At 42.3% G+C, this 22,703-nt stretch carries 22 protein-coding genes and 1 tRNA gene; 20 read left to right on the top strand and 3 right to left on the bottom strand.

Going from position 1 to position 22,703, the window contains the following annotated elements; all coding sequences use genetic code 11:
• Nucleotides 1–13: 13 nt before the first annotated feature.
• The 17 genes from BUB93_RS04920 (at nt 14) to BUB93_RS04840 (ending at nt 17,412) form a co-directional block, all read left to right on the top strand.
• Nucleotides 14–958, top strand: coding sequence for an RnfABCDGE type electron transport complex subunit D (locus tag BUB93_RS04920; RefSeq protein WP_073269971.1), 945 nt, complete (start codon nt 14–16; stop codon nt 956–958).
• The gene (locus BUB93_RS04915; protein WP_073269970.1) at nt 951–1,541 is read left to right on the top strand and encodes an RnfABCDGE type electron transport complex subunit G; all 591 of its coding nucleotides are present in this window, start codon (nt 951–953) and stop codon (nt 1,539–1,541) included. The genes BUB93_RS04920 and BUB93_RS04915 overlap by 8 nt, the downstream gene beginning before the upstream one ends.
• 18 nt (nt 1,542–1,559) lie before the next feature.
• A complete protein-coding gene (locus tag BUB93_RS04910; protein WP_073269969.1) occupies nt 1,560–2,150 on the top strand; it encodes an RnfABCDGE type electron transport complex subunit E in 591 nt (196 codons plus the stop codon).
• A gap of 12 nt (nt 2,151–2,162) precedes the next feature.
• Complete coding sequence (gene rsxA / locus BUB93_RS04905) at nt 2,163–2,738, top strand: electron transport complex subunit RsxA (RefSeq protein ID WP_073269968.1); 576 nt, start codon at nt 2,163–2,165, stop codon at nt 2,736–2,738.
• Between the two features lie 11 nt (nt 2,739–2,749).
• Nucleotides 2,750–3,577: an RnfABCDGE type electron transport complex subunit B gene (locus tag BUB93_RS04900; protein ID WP_073269967.1), complete on the top strand. Its 828-nt coding sequence runs from the start codon at nt 2,750–2,752 to the stop codon at nt 3,575–3,577.
• Between the two features lie 211 nt (nt 3,578–3,788).
• A complete protein-coding gene (locus tag BUB93_RS04895) occupies nt 3,789–4,049 on the top strand; it encodes a DUF4321 domain-containing protein (protein ID WP_073269966.1) in 261 nt (86 codons plus the stop codon).
• Nucleotides 4,050–4,062: 13 nt separating this feature from the next.
• Nucleotides 4,063–4,641 (top strand): nucleoside triphosphate pyrophosphatase, encoded by a 579-nt coding sequence (locus BUB93_RS04890; protein WP_073269965.1) that lies wholly within the window; start codon nt 4,063–4,065, stop codon nt 4,639–4,641.
• Nucleotides 4,642–4,864: 223 nt separating this feature from the next.
• Nucleotides 4,865–5,875: a rod shape-determining protein gene (gene mreB, locus BUB93_RS04885; RefSeq protein ID WP_073269964.1), complete on the top strand. Its 1,011-nt coding sequence runs from the start codon at nt 4,865–4,867 to the stop codon at nt 5,873–5,875.
• Between the two features lie 96 nt (nt 5,876–5,971).
• Nucleotides 5,972–6,778, top strand: a complete 807-nt coding sequence (gene mreC, locus BUB93_RS04880) for a rod shape-determining protein MreC (RefSeq protein ID WP_073269963.1) — start codon at nt 5,972–5,974, stop codon at nt 6,776–6,778.
• An 11-nt stretch (nt 6,779–6,789) separates the two neighbouring features.
• A complete protein-coding gene (mreD, locus tag BUB93_RS04875; protein WP_073269962.1) occupies nt 6,790–7,284 on the top strand; it encodes a rod shape-determining protein MreD in 495 nt (164 codons plus the stop codon).
• A 40-nt stretch (nt 7,285–7,324) separates the two neighbouring features.
• Complete coding sequence (locus BUB93_RS04870) at nt 7,325–9,889, top strand: penicillin-binding transpeptidase domain-containing protein (protein WP_073269961.1); 2,565 nt, start codon at nt 7,325–7,327, stop codon at nt 9,887–9,889.
• 28 nt (nt 9,890–9,917) lie between these two features.
• Nucleotides 9,918–11,033, top strand: a complete 1,116-nt coding sequence (locus BUB93_RS04865; protein ID WP_073269960.1) for a DUF362 domain-containing protein — start codon at nt 9,918–9,920, stop codon at nt 11,031–11,033.
• Nucleotides 11,034–11,078: 45 nt separating this feature from the next.
• Complete coding sequence (locus BUB93_RS04860; protein ID WP_073269959.1) at nt 11,079–12,239, top strand: cation diffusion facilitator family transporter; 1,161 nt, start codon at nt 11,079–11,081, stop codon at nt 12,237–12,239.
• Nucleotides 12,240–12,306: 67 nt separating this feature from the next.
• Nucleotides 12,307–12,382, top strand: a tRNA-Met gene (locus BUB93_RS04855).
• A gap of 184 nt (nt 12,383–12,566) precedes the next feature.
• On the top strand, nt 12,567–16,268 hold the full coding sequence (locus tag BUB93_RS04850) for an efflux RND transporter permease subunit (RefSeq protein ID WP_073269958.1): 3,702 nt from the start codon (nt 12,567–12,569) through the stop codon (nt 16,266–16,268).
• The gene (locus BUB93_RS04845; protein WP_073269957.1) at nt 16,265–16,873 is read left to right on the top strand and encodes a TetR/AcrR family transcriptional regulator; all 609 of its coding nucleotides are present in this window, start codon (nt 16,265–16,267) and stop codon (nt 16,871–16,873) included. The genes BUB93_RS04850 and BUB93_RS04845 overlap by 4 nt, the downstream gene beginning before the upstream one ends.
• A gap of 20 nt (nt 16,874–16,893) precedes the next feature.
• Nucleotides 16,894–17,412, top strand: a complete 519-nt coding sequence (locus BUB93_RS04840; protein ID WP_073269956.1) for a nitroreductase family protein — start codon at nt 16,894–16,896, stop codon at nt 17,410–17,412.
• A 64-nt stretch (nt 17,413–17,476) separates the two neighbouring features.
• Here the strand turns inward: BUB93_RS04840 and BUB93_RS04835 are convergent, their stop codons facing one another.
• Nucleotides 17,477–17,890 (bottom strand): hypothetical protein, encoded by a 414-nt coding sequence (locus BUB93_RS04835; RefSeq protein ID WP_073269955.1) that lies wholly within the window; start codon nt 17,888–17,890, stop codon nt 17,477–17,479.
• A gap of 182 nt (nt 17,891–18,072) precedes the next feature.
• On the opposite strand from BUB93_RS04835, the gene BUB93_RS11250 reads away from it, so the two are divergent.
• A complete protein-coding gene (locus BUB93_RS11250; RefSeq protein WP_084116982.1) occupies nt 18,073–19,452 on the top strand; it encodes a SpoIIE family protein phosphatase in 1,380 nt (459 codons plus the stop codon).
• Nucleotides 19,428–20,396 (top strand): tRNA modification radical SAM protein MnmL/YtqA, encoded by a 969-nt coding sequence (gene mnmL / locus BUB93_RS04820; protein ID WP_073269954.1) that lies wholly within the window; start codon nt 19,428–19,430, stop codon nt 20,394–20,396. The genes BUB93_RS11250 and mnmL overlap by 25 nt, the downstream gene beginning before the upstream one ends.
• Here mnmL and BUB93_RS04815 read toward each other — a convergent pair.
• Both BUB93_RS04815 and fba read right to left on the bottom strand, forming a co-directional pair.
• Complete coding sequence (locus BUB93_RS04815; RefSeq protein ID WP_073269953.1) at nt 20,389–20,961, bottom strand: histidine phosphatase family protein; 573 nt, start codon at nt 20,959–20,961, stop codon at nt 20,389–20,391. The two genes, mnmL and BUB93_RS04815, sit on opposite strands and share 8 nt — an antisense overlap.
• 77 nt (nt 20,962–21,038) lie before the next feature.
• Entirely contained in the window at nt 21,039–21,968 is a 930-nt protein-coding gene (fba, locus tag BUB93_RS04810) for a class II fructose-1,6-bisphosphate aldolase (protein WP_073269952.1), read from the bottom strand.
• Nucleotides 21,969–22,217: 249 nt separating this feature from the next.
• Here fba and BUB93_RS04805 point away from each other — a divergent pair, with 249 nt between their 5' ends.
• Complete coding sequence (locus tag BUB93_RS04805) at nt 22,218–22,679, top strand: methylated-DNA--[protein]-cysteine S-methyltransferase (RefSeq protein WP_073269951.1); 462 nt, start codon at nt 22,218–22,220, stop codon at nt 22,677–22,679.
• Nucleotides 22,680–22,703: the final 24 nt, after the last annotated feature.

The raw sequence follows: 22,703 nt of genomic DNA, 5'->3' as shown, positions 1-22,703 counted from the left end.
GGGATAACTGATCATGAACGAGCAACTTTTAACCGTATCGTCCTCACCGCATATCAGGGCTTCTCACAATACAGAAACGATAATGAGGGACGTTGTGATAGCGCTTTTACCTGCATTTGCGGCGGGAATTATTTATTTTGGAATCAACACAGCAATAATAACATTGTTATGCATAGCTTCCTGCGTAGGCACTGAAGCATTTTTGCAAAAGTATGTAATGAAGAGACAGGTTACAGTTGCCGACTGGAGCGCAGTCGTAACCGGAATTTTGCTGGCATTTAACATGCCTGTTACAGCTCCATGGTGGCTAGCCGTTATCGGATCTATATTTGCCATTGGAATTGTAAAGCAGTGCTTTGGCGGGATTGGACAAAACTTCATTAACCCGGCATTGGCAGCCAGAGCATTCCTGCTCGCATCTTGGCCCACTAGGATGACTTCTGCGGCTTTTATCACCGATAGCGCCACTACTGCTACACCTTTGGGGCTACTTAAGGAGGGGGGAGAAGCGGCAGCGGCATCTCTTCCCAGCTACATGGATCTTTTCATGGGAAATGTGTCAGGTTCAATAGGAGAGGTATCCACTTTGGCGATACTTCTAGGAGGTATTTACCTCATAGTGAGGCAGGTAATCAGCTGGAGAATTCCTGTCGTATTTATTGGCACTGTAATGGTGCTTACCCTTGCGTCGGGACAAGACCCCTTGTACCATGCAATGGCGGGTGGCTTGATGCTAGGTGCGTTTTTCATGGCGACAGATTATTCATCTTCCCCTGTAACGGTCAAAGGCCAGATTATTTATGCAGTTGGATGCGGAGTGATCACAAGCGTCATAAGGCTTTGGGGAGGATACCCAGAAGGTGTTTCCTACTCGATCTTGCTTATGAATGTCGCTACTCCGCTTATCGAAAGGTATTCGATGCCAAGAATATACGGGGAGGTGAAAGGCGATGCGTGAGATAGGAAGGCTTTCACTGGTTCTCTTCATAATATCCGGCATAGCAGCACTTCTTTTAGGGGCTACAAATTACGTCACTAAAGATGTCATTGCCGAACAGATAAGACTGGAAAATGAGAAGGCAAGGATGGAAGTATTGGGTGATGCTGAAGAATTTCAGCAGTTGGACGAAGACTTGATTAGTGCAGCGGCACAATCTTTGGGTTTTGATAACCTGGAAGTTATAGAGGAAGTTTATGAAGGAATTTCCGCAGGTCAAGCTGTAGGATATACCTTTAAATCCGTTCCTAGAGCGTATGGTGGAGAAATTACGGTGCTTACCGGTATATCGATAGACGGAACAGTTACCGGGATGCGAATTGTCAGTCATACGGAAACTCCGGGACTAGGCGCTAAAGCCACAGACGGCAGTTTCATGGCTCAATTCGAAAATCAATCGGCGACATCTCCGCTTCAAGTAATTAAAAGCGGAACTCCCGGTCAAAACGAGATCAGTGCAATAACAGGTGCCACTATAACCACCGAGGCTATTGCCCAGGGAGTCAATTATTCAATAGAAATGTTCAACGAATTAAACAAGTAGGGTGGAGGTGCAATAATAATGAATTTCAGCAAGAATTTATTTAATGGAATTATTCCCGAAAACCCAATTTTTAAATTGATGTTGGGGCTATGTCCGACGTTGGCGGTAACTACTGCGGCGATGAACGGTTTGGGAATGGGTTTGGCTACTATGGTTGTACTGGTAGGATCTAATGTGGTTATTTCTCTTATTAAAAAGCAGATACCGGACAAGATCCGTATACCGGCGTTTATAGTAATCATCGCGTCCTTCGTGACAATAGTAGGCATGCTTCTAAAGGCATATTTTCCGGATTTGGACAAAGCCTTGGGAATCTTTATTCCTCTTATAGTTGTAAACTGTGTAATACTGGCGAGGGCAGAGTCCTTTGCGTCTAAAAATGACGTTTTAAATTCTCTGGCCGACGGAATAGGAATGGGTCTTGGTTTTACCCTTTCGCTTACGATTTTAGGATCTATCAGAGAATTGTTTGGAGCGGGAAGCATTTTTGGCATCTCTGTGTTCGGCGGAAGCTTTGAGCCGGCGATCATGATGATATTGCCTCCAGGCGCGTTTCTTACTTTAGGACTGTTGTTGGGACTTTTAAACAAAGTTTCGGCATCGAAGTAGAGGGGGATTAAGATGGTACAATTATTTATTATTTTATTAAGCGCGATACTTGTCAACAATTTTGTTCTTTCGAGGTTTTTGGGTATATGTCCATTCCTTGGAGTTTCAAAGCAGGTTGAAACCGCTGTGGGCATGGGCGCTGCCGTGACATTTGTAATGGTTTTGGCTTCAGCCATAACCTTCGTGATTCAGTATGCCGTGTTGGAGCCATTTGGTCTTGGATACCTTCAAACCATTGCCTTCATACTGGTAATAGCATCATTGGTGCAGTTTGTAGAGATGGTTATTCAAAAATCTAGTCCTACTCTATACCAGGCACTGGGTGTTTATTTGCCCCTTATCACTACCAACTGTGCAGTATTGGGTGTGGCCATACTTAACATTCAGGAAGAATACAATTTTATTGAAACTATATTCCATGGTTTTGGAGCCGCTGTTGGATTTACGCTGGCAATCGTGTTGTTTGCAGGAATAAGGGAAAGACTTGTCGTGTCAGATGTTCCCAAGCCCCTTGAGGGATTCCCTATAGCACTTTTGACAGCCAGCCTTATGTCCATGGCGTTTCTGGGATTCCAGGGATTATTATAGGAGGTGCTTAGATGACTGGCGAATTATTGACTCCTGTTTTTTGGCTCGGAATTTTAGGTTTGCTGTTCGGAGGCGGTTTAGCTTATGCCTCTAAAGTATTTGCTGTCGAAGTGGATCCGAAGGTTCCCCTTCTTAAGGATGCACTGCCCGGGGCGAACTGTGGCGGATGCGGATATCCGGGATGTGACGCCTTTGCCGTTGCACTGGCTGCGGGAGAAGCGCCTGTAAACGGATGTCCTGTAGGTGGTTCTGAAACTGCCGAAAAGATAGCGGATATTTTGGGAGCTGCTGCAGAAACCGGTGAAAGAATGATAGCGAGGGTTATTTGCAATGGCACGTTTGAAAATGCCAAGGATAGATCGAATTACTACGGGGTGATGGACTGCAGGGAGGCAAACATTGCTTCAGGTGGAAATAAAGGCTGCCAATACGGCTGCATGGGACTTGGAACTTGCGAAAGGGTATGTCCCTTTGATGCCATCCATATAAAAGAATCTGGAGTGGCAGTGGTGGAACCCGACAAATGTACCGCTTGTGGAAAGTGTATCGATGCATGCCCAAAAATGGTAATTGCACTGGTGCCGGCATCCAAAGGAGTGCACATAGACTGCAACTCAAAGGATAAAGGCAAGGACGTAAAAGCCAGTTGCAGCGTAGGATGCATCGGATGTCAGATCTGCGTCAAAAATTGCCCTGAAAAGACCATATCTTTTGCAAACAATCTGGCAAAAATCGAGTACGAGGGTTGTACAGAGTGTCAGGTGTGCGTGCAAAAGTGTCCGACTAAGGCTATCAACAGTCAGCTTGAAAAGCTTAAAGAGGAAAAACAGGCTCAGTAAATATAATGCTCATTATTAAGGCGTCCTGATTTGGTCCGGACGCCTGCAGACTCAGGTGCTTATGATACCTGAGTTTTTGTTTTTAATTTAAAACAATTCAGACTGTATAAATATGGCTTATTGTGTATAATGTATAATTTTAAGGCAGGTGTTTACACATAAGAGCTTATCCTTTATAATATATATAATATTCAGATGGAAAGGAGAAACTATGAAAATCAGCTCAGGGAAATGGACTTTTTTCTTCATAGTAGTTTTTTCATTGGTAGCGGGCACGTTTATAGGAGAGCTGTTGACTCCATATTTACCCGTTTTTGGCAAAGGGTTTGATATCAGGCTGTTTAACCACGCCTCAAGCGCGTGGTTGGTTGACCTGAATTTCTTAAAAATTAATCTGGGATTAGTCGTGAAACTGAATTTAGGCAGTATCGTTTTTCTCATCTTAAGCTTCGTGATATTCTATAAAAAGTAAAGGGGTCATGCATATGAAAAAGATAATTTTGGCATCTACATCAACTCGAAGAAAAGAGATCTTGGAAAACCTGGGCTTGGAATTCGAAGTTTATAAAAGCGATGTTGAGGAAAAGGTAGATAAATATCTGACTTTTGAAGAAAATGTCGAAAGAATAGCGTTGGAGAAAGCCTTAAAAGCAGCAGAGGAATTAAAAAATGAAGACTCCTTGATAATTGCGGCACATACCATGCTCATTTATGATAATCTCATCGGTATGCCTTCCACGGAACAAGAAGCTTTTGATATATTGCAGCAGCTTTCAGGAAAGGTGCATGAAATCATTACCGGAGTATGCGTATTTGATACGAGTGAAAACAGGGGGATGTTCACCCATAAAAAGACGAAGGTCAAATTCATGAAGTTAAGAGACGACTTTATCAGAAGATTCATAAATGAAGGTGAGACCTGGCAGAAGGCTGGAGCCTATTCCGTTGTGGGAAAGGGAGCTTTGCTGGTAGATGAGATAGAAGGCTGCTACACAAATGTAATGGGACTTCCTATCAGCCTTTTGGGAGAAATGTTGGTTGAATTTGATATGAACATCATATGATGTTAAACAGAGCTTATGTAAAAAACTGCCGCAACGGTTAAACCAGAATGATTTAATAAAAAACAAATTTCGGGTCGCTTGCATAAAGCGGCCTGTTTGATGTGCTGATCAACTAGTGGTTTTAAATATTTTTATGTTTTTTAAGGCAGTTGCAAGCATAAATGTTGTATAATGTATAAGACTCGTTTAATGCGGTCTCATTTTGAAAGGAGAAAGAAATAATTTGGGAATATTTAGCAAAGCTTATATAGGTATCGACTTGGGGACGGCAAACACATTGGTTGCGGTTAAGGGAAAAGGAATAATAATCAGGGAGCCTTCCGTTGTAGCTATAGATAAAAATACAAATCAGGTAATTGCAGTGGGAATTGAAGCAAAAAAAATGATAGGAAAAACTCCGGGGAACATCGTTGCAATAAGGCCTCTAAAAGAAGGGGTAATTGCTGACTTCAACATAACCCAGAAGATGCTCAAGTATTTTATGGGAAAAGCCATGAAAGGCTTTAACATCTCGAAGCCGAGAGTTCTAATCGGCATACCTTCTGACATTACGGAAGTTGAAAGAAAAGCGGTAATAGAAGCTGCACAGATGTCGGGTGCTAAGGAAGTAGGACTTATTGAAGAAGCACTGGCCACAGCAGTAGGAGCAGGGCTGCCGGTCAATGAGCCCATGGGGAGCATGGTAGTGGATATCGGGGGAGGAACTACGGATATTGCGGTGATATCACTGGGAGGCATGGTAGTTTCCAGCTCCATAAGAACTGGTGGAGACGATTTTGATGAATCGATCATTCAATTTATTCGAAGCACGCATAACCTTATGATAGGTGAAAAAACTGCTGAAATAATCAAAATGCAAGTAGCCAGCGCATACGGTTTCGACGAAACCAACACGATTGAAATCAAAGGCAGGGATTTGGTTTCAGGCCTTCCGAGAACTATCTTGTTGAATGAAAAACAGGTATACAGAGCTATAGAGCCTACGATTTATAATATAATAGATACAGTTAAGAGCGTACTTGAAAAAACTCCACCGGAGCTATTATCCGACATCATCAACATAGGCATAGCTCTGACGGGTGGAGGAGCTATGCTAAAGGGTCTTGATACGCTGATTAAAAGAGAAACAGGAGTGGATTGTTTCGTAGCAGAAGATCCGCTTGATTGCGTTGCAAAGGGAACAGAGATGGTACTTGAGCAAGGGTACATGAACATACTGTTTGCAAATGACTGATAGCAATTAAACTTAAGCAGCACAAAAATAATAGGGAATCTCCGGATTCCTTTTCTGTGTTGGCTTTAGGCAAAATAATTTTGGAGGGATTTGCCGTTGAAATGGTTTGGTGAGCACAGATTTGGCGTTTTGATAGGCCTTGTAATTGGAATGCTGGTGTTGGGCATCGGTATGACATCAGGGGGAAGGGCCCATACTACTGCACCGGAAGGACTTGTCAGCTCAGGTGTAGGTTCGGTGAGCAGATTTTTTTATTACTCCTCCCAGTATGTAAACAACTTCTACGAATTCATTTCAGATTTAAGTACCTTAAGAAGCAGAAATGAAGAGCTGGAAGAACAGTTGGGCGAATATAAAAGAAATCTCACCGACTACGAAAAGGTGGTGCAGGAAAACAGGGAACTGAAAAGTCTTTTAGAATTCAAGGAAGAAAATGCCCAATACGAATATATTTCAGCTTCGGTGGTAGCAATAGACCCGGATTTGGGATTCAGCGTATTTGTGATCAACAGGGGAAGCGATGACGGAGTAGGAAACAACATGACTGTCATATTGAAGGAAGGCCTCGTCGGCAGAGTGGTGGAAGTCTCGGCATCAACCTCGAAAGTCCTGTCCATCATAGACAGAAACAGCATGTTCAATGGCGTTTGCGTCAGAACAAGGGACTACGTTAGGATCACAGGTGACGATAACTACAAGTTGAGAGGATATGTAGATTCCGAGGCTGAAATTGAAGAGGGAGACATAATTACTACCTCGGGTCTAACTGGAAACTTTAAAAAAGACATAGTGGTGGGAGAAGTCCTTGAAGTGCAGACCCCGCAGGGAAGGCTTGAAAAAGAAGTAATTATTGAGCCAGCAGTGCAATTGGAAAAAATCAACAACGTTTTGATTATAAAATAGATGGTGATAATTTGAAAGCTATAGGATTGATCTTCATATTGCTCTTTGAACTGGTTATACAGGCGACTTTTTTTCAGTTTATGAGCATCAACGGCCATTATCCGGATTTGGTCCTGATAACGCTGGTGGTAATTGGCGTATTCTATGAAAAGGAAGCGTCTTGGAAATATGGATTTATAATAGGTGTTTTAAGGGATATCCTTTTCGGGAGGGTCTTTGGCGTATATGCCCTTTCTTATACTTTGGCCATAGTGACAGTAAGTTGGATAGGCAAGAATATATTCAAGGAAAGCTTTGCCGCTCCGGTAATCCTGTTTCCCATAGGAGTCGTAATGATGCACGCCTTGGTTTACTTTACCCATTATTTGTTGAGGATGGCAATACCCATGGGAGACTATATTTCTAATTTTGGCATATTATACTGGGTGATAAATCTGCCGGCGCTTTTAGTGATTTATACGCTGTTGCGGATGCTTAGGCATAAGGGGATACTTTTGAATATGTAGGGGATTGTTTTAAGGGCGAATATTCTATAAAGGTGATAAGATGATTATAAATGAAAAAAAGTTAAGAATGCCTTTTTTGTACGTATTTCTTTTTGCCATGGTGGTGCTGTTTTTATTCAGGCTCGCTCAGCTGCAGATAGTTGAAGGAGAGTATTACCAAAGGATGGCAGACAACAAGATGTTGCAGAAAATTACAGAATCGGCGCCAAGAGGTGGAATATATACAGCGGACGGTTACCATGTAGCAAAAAACCGTATTGGATATTCCATCGACTTGATATATGCAAATATGAATGAAGAAAAAAGAAATGAAGTGTTTTTGACGCTTTTTAATATTTTAAATGAAAATGACGAGCAGTTCTCAGACGACTTTCCAATAATTTTGGAAGGTGGAGAGTTCTATTTCACCTACGAAAAAGATGCCCGTGAGTGGAAAGAGGCAAATGACATACCTGTTGGATCCAGTGCGCAAGAAACCCTTGATGTACTTAGGGACAGGTATAACGTCAAGGATGAGGTAAATGACCAGGTTGCCATGCAGGCCATTGAAACTGTCCACTTAGGACAAAGCCTTCCGATAACCATGAGAGACGGAGAGCTTATTTTCAGATACACCAGCCAGGAAGAGGCGTGGAAAAGATCATATGGCTTCAGGCAGGAAGAATACGAGTTTACCGCCAAGGAATCATTTGACAAGTTGAGAGACAATTTTAACATAGACGAAACATATAATGATGCAGATGCCAGAAAGATAATGCTTTTCAGGCAGATACTCAAAAACCAGGGATTTAGGTCCTGGGAGCCTGTTGTGATTGCAAAGGATGTCAAGCTAAAAACTGTTTTAGAGATTGATTCAAACATTCACTTGCTCCCTGGTGTATCGGTAAATGCCAGACCTATCAGGGAATATCCATATAAATCCTTGGCTTCCCATGTTTTGGGCTATATCGGAAGGGTCAACGAAACCGATGTAGAAGAAAACGGATATAAGATGAACGACATGAAGGGCATTTCGGGTATAGAATCAGCCTTCGAATCCTACTTAAAAGGAGAAGACGGACTGAAGCTTACGGTTACGGATTACCTAGGAAGGCCTCAGGACGATTTTTCCGAGGAAGCGATAGATCCTGTGCCGGGATCTGATGTTCATCTGACCATAGACTACGACCTGCAAAGAGTTGCTGAAGAAGCACTGGCGGACCAGATAGAGGAAATCAGGAGCAACAAAAGGGCGCCAAATGCCAGCTCCGGAGCCGTAGTGGTGATGGATGTCAACACCGGTGCAATACTTGCATTGGCAAGTAACCCGGGTTATGATCCGAACCTTTTTTCCACGGGAATAAGCACCACTGACTGGCAAAGGCTCAACGTTGTGGTAGACGACCCCCTTTATCCAAAACCGTTGTACAACAACGCGACTATGACTGCGCTGCAGCCAGGGTCTACCTTTAAGCCCCTTATGGCAATAATAGGTTTGGAAAAAGGTGTGATTACCGAAACAAGCACCATATACTGCAGGGGAGTACACCCTGTATTTACCCAGTTTAGCTGTCTGGGGCGTCACGGCAATGAAAATGTCAAGGATGCAATTATGGATTCATGCAACGTATATTTCTACGAGACAGGATACAGGCTAGGCATCGACAACATAGAGGAATACGCGGCAGCCTTTGGCCTTGGAAGAAGAACAGGTCTTGAAATAACGGAATCAGCAGGTTATTTGGCAACTAAGAATGACAAGCTGCAGATATGGACCTATTCGGCATCAGATTATATCCGAAGAACTGTGGGTATAGAAGGGACTGAGACCATTGTAAACAACGAAGGCAACGATCAGTTGGTCTATAAGTCATATGCCATAGCTAGAGAGCTGTTTCAAGAGGTGGACCAGGAAACTTACAGAACATACGGAGATGTGTACAGAAAAGCATCTGAAGTATTAGGAAAATACAATATAAAAGAGACCAGATACATACACAGGTTGACTGAATATCTTCTTGCAGGAAGATGGGTAGCATCTGATACGATCAATGCTTCCATAGGCCAGGGTGGCAACTCCTTTACGCCGATTCAGCTTGCCAGCTTTATATCCACCATGGTAAACGGAGGCAACCGAATGGAAGCCTACTTGGTGGACAGGGTTGAAGATTACGCAGGAAGGACAGTGTATCAGCACAAGCCAAATATACTAGGCAAAGTCGAGATGTCCGAAAAAAATGTTGATATAGTAAAGGAAGGCATGAGGATGGTGTCTTTGTACAGCACGGGGAGAACCGCCTTTTCGGGTTTTGACCACACAGGAATCGGAGTTGGAGGAAAGACCGGTACGGCACAGTATGGATCCGACTCTGTAGATAACACCGCATGGTTCGTGGCATTTGCTCCATTTGACGAGCCAGAAATAGCGGTTGTTTCCATGATCATTCAAGGCAAGACAAGCTCAAACTCTGTTCCGGTTGCAAGAAAAGTAATTGATGCGTACTTCTACGACAACATGACTTATCAGGAGAGGATCGAAGAAGAACTTAGGCAGGCTGAGGAAGCGGAAAGAGAAGACCAGGAAGAACCGGAAGAACCGGAAGAACCGGAAGAACCGGAAGAATAAAAATGAATAGATACGGGGGGTATCAAGGATGAAAAGCAAAGTTTATTTTACGGGATTGTCCAATATGGGTAAAGGGAATAATTTTGTGAAAAAAATCGAGAAGATATTCGATGCATCCGATGCAGGTTCTATTTTAACCGATGGAGATCTGACAGCTATCAAGCTTCATTTCGGAGAACCGGGAAATACGGCGTACCTGCACCCGACATTTGTTCGAAAGATAGTAGACAAAGTAAAAGAAAGAAAGGCCAGTCCTTTTTTGACTGACTCCAACACTTTATACTTTGGAGGCAGGGATAACAGCGTGAATCATTTAAACTCGGCAATAAAAAACGGCTTTGCATATGCAGTAGTAGATGCCCCCCTGATAATTGCCGATGGACTTAGAGGCAAAAATACAATTAGAGTAAGGATTAGCAAGAAGCATTTCGAAGATGTTCTTATAGCCGGAGAAATAAGTCAGTCGGATTCAATGGTAGTCCTTTCCCATGTGAAAGGACATGACCTAGCCGGTTTTGGGGGAGCTGTTAAAAACATAGCTATGGGATGCGCGTCAGCAGCAGGAAAACAGCAGCAGCATTCAACCACAAAACCTGTGATTGAAAGCTATTGCATAGGTTGCAAAAGATGTATTAAATGGTGTCCCGTAACTGCTATAACAGTGGAGGAAAAACAGGCAAAGATCGACTACATTAAATGTATCGGCTGCGGAGAATGCATAGCCATGTGTCCGGTAAATGCCATAAAGCCACAATGGAGCACTGATGAGAGCAGCTTTCAGGAGCGTATGGTTGAGTATGCCTACGGAGCCGTAGCAGATAAAATGAAAAACGACAAGGTGATATTTATAAACTTTGTCATAAATGTAACTCCAAATTGCGATTGCAAGGCTTGGAGCGAAGCTCCCATCGTTCCGGATGTGGGAATTTTGGTCTCTAGAGATCCTGTTGCTATAGACAAGGCTTCATGTGACCTTATAAATCAGCAGATTGGCAATAAAAACACTCTTTTGACAACCAATCACGAAAAGGGCAAAAATAAATTTGCAGGAATTCAAGACAGAAATATAGACATAAATATCCAATTTGAATACGGAAAAGAAATTGGCCTTGGCAATACAGATTATGAACTGATAGAGGTGTGATCGAAATTTGGGCAGGCATTATAAAAGATTGACAGGTGAGTTTATTTGATAGAAAGATTATTAATAAATAGATTTGTAAACAAAGATCAGGAAGAAGCAAAAGTAAGGGAAAGCTACGGTCGAATGAGCAGCTTGACAGGGATAATCAGCAACATAGTGCTTTTTGCCATCAAGCTTGCATTGGGACTGATCTCAGGAAGCATCTCATTGATTGCGGACAGCATCAACAACCTATCCGATGTGGGAACTAATGTCGTCACACTGGTGGGTTTTAAGATGTCAGTTAAGCCTGCGGACAAGGAGCATCCCTTTGGTCACGGGAGGACTGAATACATCTCTGCATTTGCAGTGTCCTTCGTCATACTTTTATTGGGTTACGAACTTCTTAAGACTTCATTTGAGAGAATCGTAAATCCTATTGACGTGAATGTTAATCTGATATCTGGGATAGTCATACTGCTGACTATTGGAGTCAAGGTGTGGCTGGCCGGTTTTTACATGCGCATGTCTAAAAAAATTAATTCCCAGGCTTTGGAGGCTGCATCGATTGACAGCAGAAATGATGTTCTGGCTACCTCCACTGTCTTACTCTCGTTTTTGATAACTTGGGCTAGCGGCCTTAACATCGATGGTTTTATAGGTTTGCTCGTTGCGGGCTTTATAATCTACAACGGCATTCAGTTTGTCAGGGAAGCAATGGATACGCTGATTGGAGTTCAGCCCGACGGGCAGTTGATAGAAGATATACATGACTACATTGAAAACTTTGACGGCGTCATAAGCCTTCATGATGTTATAGTCCATGATTATGGTCCAGTATCAAAAATGGCCAGCGCCCACGTGGAGATTTCAGCCGACTTTAGCTTGGTGGTAGCCCACGAAATCGTAGACAGAATCGAGAGGGATATATACGAGGATATGGGCATCTCCTTGGTAATACATATTGACCCTGTTGAAGATGAATGCGAGACAAGCTCGCAGATAAAGGATGATTTGGAAGATTACTTGGGAGATGAAGCCCAGATCAAGGGCATACACGACTTTAGGATACTGACAAAAGAAAAGGTGGTCATATTCGACCTGTTCCTGCCGGAAGATTTTCATGGAGATATTGATGAGGTAAGGGCAAAAATGGTCCAAAGTCTAAAGGAAAAGTATGACTACAAATTCCTGATAAATGTCCGTAAGGAAAAGCACTACATATAGTCAAAATAGGGATAAAGCAAAAAAACTTGTAAACTCAATCTGGATATGGTATAATAAGTTTTGTTGACGCGGGGTGGAGCAGCTGGCAGCTCGTCGGGCTCATAACCCGGAGGTCGCAGGTTCGAATCCTGTCCCCGCAACCATAAACGCATATAGAGATCTGCAGTGATATAATATTTCATGCAGGTCTTTTTTATTTTCTATCTTCAAACCAAAATAAGTCCCTTAATTATTCCTTAAAGAGAGCATATTCAATTGACACCTATGCGCATTTAAATTAAAATTGAGATTGACCGACCAGTCGGTCGGGAAGATGGGAGGACGAACATGTTATCGAAATTCAGCGTCAAAAAACCATATACGGTATTCGTCGCAGTCGTACTTATATTAATACTGGGAACTATATCATTCATGAATCTTCAAACGGACCTTTTGCCTAGCTTGGAGCTGCCTTACATCGTGGTTGTCACGCCTTATCCCGGCGCAAGCCCGGAAGAAGTGGAGACTATAGTAACTAGACCTTTGGAGCAGATTCTCGCTACCACATCCAATATTAAAAACGTTAGCTCCGTTTCCCGGGAAAGCTCCTCCATGGTAATAATGGAGTTCAATAACACAGTGAACATGGATTCGGCAATGATAGAGGTAAATGGAAATCTCGATATAATCAAGCCGAACTGGAGCGACGGGGTAGGAACACCCACTGTAATAAAAATGAATCCGGACATGTTGCCAATCATGATAGCGGCGGTTGATTCTAAAGATATGGATATTTCGCAAGTGTCTCTGTTTGCCAGAGATACTATCATACCAGAGCTTGAAAGCGTGGAAGGGGTAGCCTCTGTTGAGGGAACAGGTATGGTAGAAGAAACCATCGAAGTCACGCTTTTGCCAGGGAAGTTAGAGGAAATCAACAAAAAAATCCTCAATAATATCGACAGCGAATTGTCGAAAGCGGAAGATGAATTATTAAAAGCAAAAGCAGAAATAGAAAAAGGCATCCGGCAGCTGGATGCAGAATTCAAGAAACAGGCAGATCAATTAGTTCAGGGCAAAAGTGCATTAAATGATGCAAAGCTTGAAATAGAAGCGGGAGAGGAGGCGCTGAGAAGTGCTGAGAATCAGCTCTTAAGCCAGATTTCACAGACCAATATTGCTCTGGAGGCTTTAGCAATTGCTGAAAGGGAGCTTAATACACAAATCAGTGAACTTGAAAGCCTAGAGGAAGATCTCGACGATGATCAGTTGGCATCGCTGGCACTTTTAAAGTCAGGGCTTGAAGAAACGCTCACAAGGAAGGCTTCTATGGAGAGCATCATTGCTGAGCTTAATGGGGGACTTGGAGAGATAAGAAGCCAGAAGGAAGCGCTGAGATCCGGAAAACAGGAATTATTGACAAATGAAAGTGCATTGGATCAAGGGCAGATTACCTTGAACATTGAAATAAGCAGGGCAAGAGACCAATTGATGGAAAGCTTGGCCCAGGTGGAAAGCGGCCTGATCGAAATGGAAGAGTCCAAAGACAGGGCGTTTAGAGAGGCGAACCTAGAGGGAGTGATAACTCCGGATATGATAACAGGCATATTGGCAGCCCAAAACTTTTCCATGCCTGCAGGATATTTGCAGGGAGAGGTTCTAGTCAAGGTAGGGGACAGGATTTCAGACACAGAAGAAATGGAAAACCTCCTCTTGTTTGATACTCAAAATGATGAAGTAGGCAAAATATATTTAAAAGATGTTGCTCAAGTCGCTGATACCGACAATTCTAGCGAAATTTATGCCAAAGTAAACGGACAGGATGCTGTGATTTTGACTTTTCAAAAGCAAAGCAACTATTCGACTGCTGAAGTCGCATCATCTATAAGAGACAGAATAGAAACAGTTGAAGCAAATCACGAAGGTCTTACTATAACTCCTTTAATGGATCAAGGGGTATATATAGACATAGTAATAGACTCTGTACTGAGGAATCTCGCCTATGGGGGAATACTGGCAATACTGATACTACTTATATTCCTAAGGGATTTAAGGCCTACAATTATCATAGCCTTGTCCATACCTATAAGCCTTGTATTCGCCATAACCATGATGTACTTTACCGGAGTAACGATTAATATCATTTCTCTCGGAGGATTGGCTTTGGGAGTCGGGATGCTCGTGGATAACTCGGTAGTCGTTATCGAAAACATATACCGGCTGAAAAGCTCCGGGATGACATCATTTAAAGCGTCAATCGAAGGGGCTAAGCAGGTAACGGGAGCATTGACTGCATCGACACTGACGACCACGGCAGTGTTTTTACCGGTGGTCTTTACCCAGGGCATATCAAGGCAGATATTTACCGATATGGGACTTACAATAGCATATTCACTGATTGCAAGCCTGATAATAGCTCTGACGCTGGTTCCTGTGATATCCTCAGGGATTTTTAAAAAATTAGACAGCAAGAATCACATGATATTTGACAAGATGGTCGATAAATACGAAATGCTTTTACGGATGGCTCTCAAATGGAAGATTGCAGTCATCGCGTTTGTAGTGGTGATGTTAGGAGCCAGCGGATTTGGAGCTGCCTATATGGGGACTTCATTCATTCCTGAAATGGATGGCGCTGAGATGTCTGTAAGCATAAATATGGATAGGGATTCAACCTTTGAAGAGAGAGCTCAGATATCAGATGAAGTCGTAGGAAGAATCATGGATATCGAAGGAATCGAGACTATCGGAGCCTTTGCCGGAGGTGGCGGTGGGATGATGGGCTTCGGCGGCAGTGGAGGAGGAAACGTTTCTCTATATATACTGCTGGATGAAAATAAATCTGTTTCAAATCAGAGGATTGCAAGGGAGATACAAGATGCGACCGAGGATCTGGACGCAGAAATAATAGTCGAAACTTCAAACATGAATCTCGGGGCGATAGCAGGAAGTGGAGTGGAAGTGGTCATTAAGGGCAACGACATCGATGTCTTGAGAGATATTTCAACGGATGTTGCAGATATACTTCGCGATACCCAGGGAATGATAGAGGTTGTGACCGGATTTGAGGACAATGGGGTGGAACTTAGAGTGACTGTTGACAAGGAAAAAGCCATGGAAAACGGGTTGACTGTAGCCCAGGTTTTTGCAGCAGTCAGCCAAGGGATCTCCCAAGGACAGAGGGCAACGATTCTGAATATACAGAATCAGGAGTATCCAGTTATGGTAATAGACGGAAAAACAGAATCCGTCACCCAAGATAATCTCCATTCTTTTGAACTGAATGTTCAAAGAAATGAGATATCTGAGACAGTCAAACTTGGAGAGATTGCCGAAATAAGCGAAGCTCAAGGATTGTCAGCTATAAGAAGAGATTCACAGGAAAGGTATGTATCAGTCACGGGAAGCGTAGATGCAGACCACAACATAGGCCTTGTAAGCAGGGAGTTTTCAGACAAGCTCTCTGATTACGAAGTTCCTGAAGGATACAAAATTCAAATTGCGGGAGAGACAGAAACAATAAACGAGACTCTAGGTGATCTAATCAAAATGATACTTCTTGCCATAGTATTCGTATACCTGATAATGGTAGCACAGTTCCAATCGCTGCTCTCGCCTTTCATCGTCATGTTTACGATACCTTTGGCCTTCACCGGAGGACTTCTGGCTCTGTTTATAACTGGAAATGAAATCAGCGTAATATCGATGCTGGGATTTTTGGTATTAAGTGGTGTCGTGGTAAACAACGGAATAGTATTTGTCGACTACACCAATCAACTGATGCTTAGAGGCTTTGATAAAAAAAGCGCCTTGATAGAAGCAGGAAGAGTTAGGATAAGACCGATACTTATGACAGCGATAACGACCATATTAGGCCTATCCACACTTTCTGTGGGTATGGGCATGGGCGCTGAGATGCTTCAGCCCTTAGCTATAACTGCAATAGGAGGCTTGACTTATGCTACCTTGCTTACACTTTTTGTAGTTCCCGTGATGTACGATTTATTTCATCCCAAAAGCAAAATAAAATCAGGTGAGGAAACAGCACAATGAGTGATAAAATGATATCTGAAAAGGAAGAGTTGATACTAAGAGGAGCTATTGAACTGCTTAAAAGAGGGGAGAGCCCATATTCCATCAAGGTATCCGATATAGCCAAAGCGGCTAATGTGGGGAAGGGAACCATATACGAATACTTTGAGTCAAAGGAAGAGGTAATAGCCAAAAGCATAATTTACAGCATGGAATTAGAAATCAAGAAGCTTGAGTCGAAGCTAAAGTCAAAAAAGAGTTTTAGGGAGAGACTGGAATCGATCTGCGAAAATCTAATTGAAAGCATAGAAAGCGAGCAATCCGCTTTTAACATGCTGCTTTCGGCAGAAGGCATGGGAGACTTTTATCCTGCTGGAATGTCGGATTTTGACGGATGCAGCAAGATGATTGTAAGCATCAATGCTATAATAGACCTGGTATTAAAGCCGGGTATTGAAGAAGGGATAATATCCAAGGAGAACAGCCTTTTTTACAATAGGATGGCGGTAAAGACTGTATTTATAACTATTGGCCATTACATGTTAAAGACAGAGTTTTACCCCGGGATAACCATTGAGGATGTAAAAGCTGACACTTACAAGTTGGTAATGAAGGCACTTGGTTAAAATGTTGAGAGGTGAAATATATGTATAAAGAACTTAAAACCTACAGAAGCATAAGAAAATATAAGGACAAGCCGGTTGAAAGGGAGAAGCTCGATGATATAATCAAGTCTGCCCTTATCGCTCCTTCTTCCAGGAACAGAAAACCTTGGGAATTCATATTGGTTCAAGATAAAAAGGTGCTTAATGCCATTTCCAGGTGCAAACCTCACGGGGCTTCATTTGCAAAGGATGCTCCTGCTGCAGTGGTGGTGTTGGCAGATCCAAAAAAATGCGATGTATGGGTAGAGGATTGCTCCATTGCCGCATATACGATTCAACTTGTCGCTAGGAGTTTGGGGCTGGGAAGCTGCTGGATTCAGACACGCCTAAGAGAAATGGATGGAGATACCGGTTCGGAAGAATATCTAAAGGAGCTATTGGGGATACCGGAAGGGTTTGCAGTGGAATGTGTGATAACCATTGGATACGGAGACGAAATTAAACCTGAATATACTGAAGAGGATATGGATTTTGGTAAAGTGCATAAGGACTTTTACTGAAAAACATATAAATTAAAAGGAAGGTTGTCGCCTATGCGAAAACCTTCCTGCAATTAGGGGAGTATCAGCAGACTGCTTCTTTCATGAATTCCGGAATTTCCGAATCTTCTGCGCAGACGCTAAGTACAAACTCCACATCATATTTATCTTCAAGCTTTCTTAAATTAGAAAACAAATCTTCAAGTTGATTGATATTATCCAGGTTTATAATTCTAAGAACGTTATCTATATAGACGGTTTTGACATCGTAGTTTTCTGCAATTAAACCATTGAGAAAACCAAAGAAGACGTCAGGAGATTTAATGAAGAAATCATCGACATTGACATAACGGATGTGGTTGTCCAATTTGACACGGTATTTCTCCCTGTCATTGATAAAAACGATTTCACCTTCGCTAGTGGCACTGCTGTCATTGGCATAATCGATCATTCTTTTAGTCTTTCCGCTGCCTTTTGGACCTGAGACGATTCGAACCATTTTAGACACCTCTTTCGCTTTTCTTTTATTATATAGCTAAAGCTGGGGGAATACAAACGAACTATTAAAATATATTGTATACATGCTAAAGGCTGGTTAAGATGCAGTAATATAAAATAAAACATAGTAAAATGTTAAATATTGTACTATAATATTCAAAAGAGATAAAAGGAGGTTGCGGGTTGAACGAGGCATTTTTAAAGGATTTTAAAAACGTAATTAACCATCAACTGCAGGAAATGGATAGCCAGATACAGCTTTCTATAGATGACATAAGTTGCCCTATTCGAAGTGATTTAGGGCCAAATATAGATTTGTTATATATGAGGATTATGCGTCTTGCCCTTAGAGAAACCTACGGGGGCAAATTATCCGCATCCATCTTATACCAGGCGGGCAAAAACATTGCCCTTTCTTCATTTGCGATCATGGAAATCAACGATTTGATAGATTATCTCAATAAGTTGATGATAGGAATAACCAGGCTTGTCAGCATGGAGGGAAATAAGATAATATTCGAAGAGGATGAATGTGCTGTTTGTTCAGGTATGCCCAATATCGGTGAGGCGCTTTGTTCCTTCGAATCCGGCTTTATAGCGGGTGGGCTTACAAGGATCATGGATATGGATGTAGTTGTTACGGAAACCAAGTGCTGGGGACTTGGAGATGAGGTGTGCAGGTTTGAAGCAGAGCTGTTTAAAAAGGGAACCATAAATGAAAACGGCGAAGCGGTAAACACTGTTGACATGATAGCAACCTTGGCTTCAAAAGCTTCAATGGCCATTGAGCTGAATAAAGAGCTGCAGTATAAAAACGATATTTTCAGCAAGCAGCTTGAATTTGCTCAAAACATTCAAAAATCGATTATTCCTGACGGCAATACATTCAAGGCAGCGCACTACGAGGTTTTCTCTTATCTTAAGCCTTTCAGAAAAGTAGGGGGAGATTTTTACGATCTTTTCAACCTGGAAAACGGTAAGTTTGGCATAGCCATAGCCGACATGGCCGGTCACGGCATTGATGCGGCGATGATTACCAGCATGGTAAAGTTGATACTGACCCATTGCAGCAAGTCGGAAGGGGTGCTAGAAAACCCTGCAGAAGTGATGGAATATGTGGAAGAGGACATAAACGAGGTGGTTCCAAATAATTATTTCAGCATGATATACATGGTTTTAGACCCTGTTAAGCAGTCGATCAAGTACAGCAATGCAGGACACCCTACACCTATTCTGTATAGAAAAAAACAAAACCTCATACAGCTTTTGAAGGCGAACATGCCTCTAGTGGGATTGAACAAATACATGCCGGATCAGGAATCTGTTCAGAATTCGGTTTTATACGAACCAGGAGACCAATTGTTTCTATATACAGACGGAATCCCCGAAACCAGGAACATGAAAGGGGAGTTTTTCAATATCAACAGGATGCTCGATATAATCAGATCCGCTGAAGGGGCACCGGTGGAAAGCGTGTGCAAGGAAATAATCAAAAAGACAAAGGGATTCAGAAGCTCTCTTTCTCAAGACGACGATATATGTCTGATAGGGATACAGCTGTGACAAAATCTTCAGAGCTTTATAGAAGCTACTCCGGATATCTGATGGAGACCTTCCGCGAGAAGGTATATAAGATACCCATAAGCATAAGCGGAACCTGTCCCAATAGAGACGGCCACCTTGGGTTTGGAGGCTGTATCTTTTGTGGTGAAGAGGGCGCAGGTCACGAGACTCTCTCAAATGATATCCCTCCTAGGGAGCAGTTTGTTAGAAATTCAGAATATATTTCCAAGAGGTACAAAGCAAATAAGTTCATACCTTATTTTCAGGATTTCACCAATACTTACATGCCCATTGAGGATTTTAGAAAAAGCATTTCACAAGTATGCCTCGAAAATGTTGTGGGAATAGCTGTTTCCACAAGACCGGACTGCATAAACGAGGATTATCTCTCGGTGCTGGCGGAAATTGAAAGGACTCACAACGTAAAGATTTATATCGAGCTGGGCCTCCAAAGCGTAAACTATAAGACCCTGAAAAAAATAAACAGGGGGCATACTTTGGCAGAGTTCATAGATGGAGTGCTGATGATCAAGAAATACGGGTTCGAGATATGTGCTCATGTGATACTGAACCTTCCATGGGATGATATCGAAGACTGTATCGAATGTGCCAAGATTCTCTCAGCCCTAAAAGTAGATGGGGTTAAGCTGCATGCCCTCTATATAGACAAGGGTACCAGGATGGCAGAGCTTTTTGAAAGTGGAGACATCAGCATGATCGATTTGGAAGAGTATGTGGACAGAGTCGTGGAGTTTTTAGCTTATCTATCCCCTGACATAGTGATACAAAGGCTTGTAGGAAGGGCGCCGGAGAAGAACACCCTGTTTGTCAACTGGAACAGAAGTTGGTGGATAATTAGGGATATGATCGAAGATGAAATGAAAAATAAAGGTTTGATTCAAGGTTCTAAGTGGGATTACCTAGGAGGAAAGGCTATTAGGTAAAGCTCCACCCTACAAATTTTTTGTCGTTAAATGAAAGCTTAAGTATTGAAAGATTGTCGATTTCTATTGCACCGGTTTGAGCCGGTGTTTTTTTGATAAGGCCGTATAGAATAAACCTGATAGTAGCCTTGTGGGAAACCACGAGGCAGTTTTCACCCGATGATATGATTTCCTCCATTACGCCTCTGACTCTATCCAGTGCCTGGTAGAAGCTCTCCCCGGCAGGAGGATCAACATATCCCGTATCATTTTCTTTTATCAAATGACTGTATTTGTCCAACACTTGGCTCCAGGTAAGACCTTCCCATTCACCAAATTCGATTTCTCGCAGGTCTTTTTTTACGATTAAAGGCAGATTCAGGCCTTTATTAAGAATAAGAGCAGTGTCGTAGGCTCTTTTTAAAGGACTTGAGTAGATTTTTTTTATGGGCAGGCTAGATACGGTAGGCTCTAGAAGTCTGGCTTCTTCTTTGCCCGAATCCAAAAGATCTGTATCCGTGCAGCCTTGTATCCTGCCCTCCAGATTCCACTGTGTAGTTCCATGGCGCACTATATAGATTTCCATAGGATCATTTCCTTTCAGTTGCTTTGATTTAAAAATAAAGGCATCCCAGTGGGATGCCTTTAAGAATTGCTGGGATATTACCTTTTACCGCTGCATCCCAAAACATTTTTGATTTTGTGCTGAACCATTTTCTTTATAGCGTCTCTACCTGGTCCAAGATATTTTCTTGGGTCGAATTCCCCAGGGTTCTCTGTGAAAGTCTTTCTGATAGAAGCAGTCAATGCTAGTCTCAAGTCAGTGTCGATATTTATCTTGCATACACCTGAGTGAGCAGCTTGTCTAAGCATTTCTTCAGGAACACCTTGAGCTCCCGGAATTTGTGCGCCGTACTTGTTGCAAAGCTCTACAAATTCTTGAGGAACGCTGCTGGCTCCGTGAAGAACCAACGGGTAGTTTGGAAGCTTCGCAGAGATTGTCTCAAGCCTTGCAAAGTCAAGCTTAGGGTCGCCTTTGAACTTGTATGCTCCATGGCTTGTTCCGATTGCGATAGCCAAAGAGTCAACGCCGGTTCTCTCAACGAACTCAACTGCTTCATCTGGATCTGTGTAAGTGGCATCTTTTGCAGAAACCTTTACATCATCTTCTACGCCGGCTAATTTTCCAAGCTCGGCTTCTACTGTAACACCCCTGTCGTGAGCATACTCAACGACTCTTTTGGTAAGGGCGATATTTTCATCTAATGGATATTTGGAACCGTCGATCATAACAGATGAGAAACCATCATCGATACATGCTTTGCAGATTTCAAAATCTTCGCCGTGGTCTAAGTGAAGTACTATATCAAGACCCGTTTCCTCGATAGCAGCTTCCACAAGCTTCTTAAGATAGATAGGGCTTGCGTATTTTCTAGCCCCTGCAGATACTTGAAGAATTAGTGGTGCGTTTTCTTCCTGTGCAGCAGATACGATGCCTTGGATGATTTCCATGTTGTTAACATTGAAAGCACCAACAGCGTAACCGCCTTCGTAAGCTTTTTTGAACATCTCAGTTGAATTGACTAATGCCATTTTAAAAAACCTCCTATATATAAATAATATTTTTATGGACTTTGACATGTGCAGGCTCCGACGACCGCAGATAGTCATCGATTTTTGCATAAAAGACGTTTCTCATAAATCAGTATACCTTATTCAAAATGAAATTTCTATAGAATTATTCTTTTAAGGAAATGTAAACCTATTCATTGTGATTTTTTTTACTTGAGGTTATACTTGGTATTGTAAGTTTTTAAAAACCTTCAAAAGGAGGCGTTAAATTTGGCTAAGACCTATTTAAAAACAAAGATCGGGACAATTTTGATCCAAGGTAGCGAAACCTCGGTTCATTCAATAAAAATTCTAAGGCAGATTCAAGAAGATCAAATAGATAAGGGCAATTCAATAACTATTGAAGCCGCAAGGCAGATAAGCGAATACTTAGATGGAAAAAGAAAAGAATTTTCAATTCCAATTAAAATTCAAGGGACAGAGTTCCAAAATAAAGTATACAGGGCGCTTCTTAGCATTCCTTATGGGGAGACTGCGTCATACAAAGATATTGCTAAAGCCATTGGAAATGAGAAGGCGTGTAGGGCAGTAGGGGGAGCCAATAATAAAAATCCAATAGCGATAGTCATCCCATGCCATAGGGTCATAGGATCCGACGGCGCCATGACAGGCTACGATAGCGGGATAGATGTAAAAGAAAAGCTATTAAAGCTGGAGCAGGAGCATAAGTGATTGACTGGAGGCGTCAATGACCAT

Source organism: Alkalibacter saccharofermentans DSM 14828, from assembly GCF_900128885.1.
Taxonomy (GTDB): domain Bacteria; phylum Bacillota; class Clostridia; order Eubacteriales; family Alkalibacteraceae; genus Alkalibacter; species Alkalibacter saccharofermentans.
This window is presented reverse-complemented; position numbering and strand designations above follow the sequence as displayed.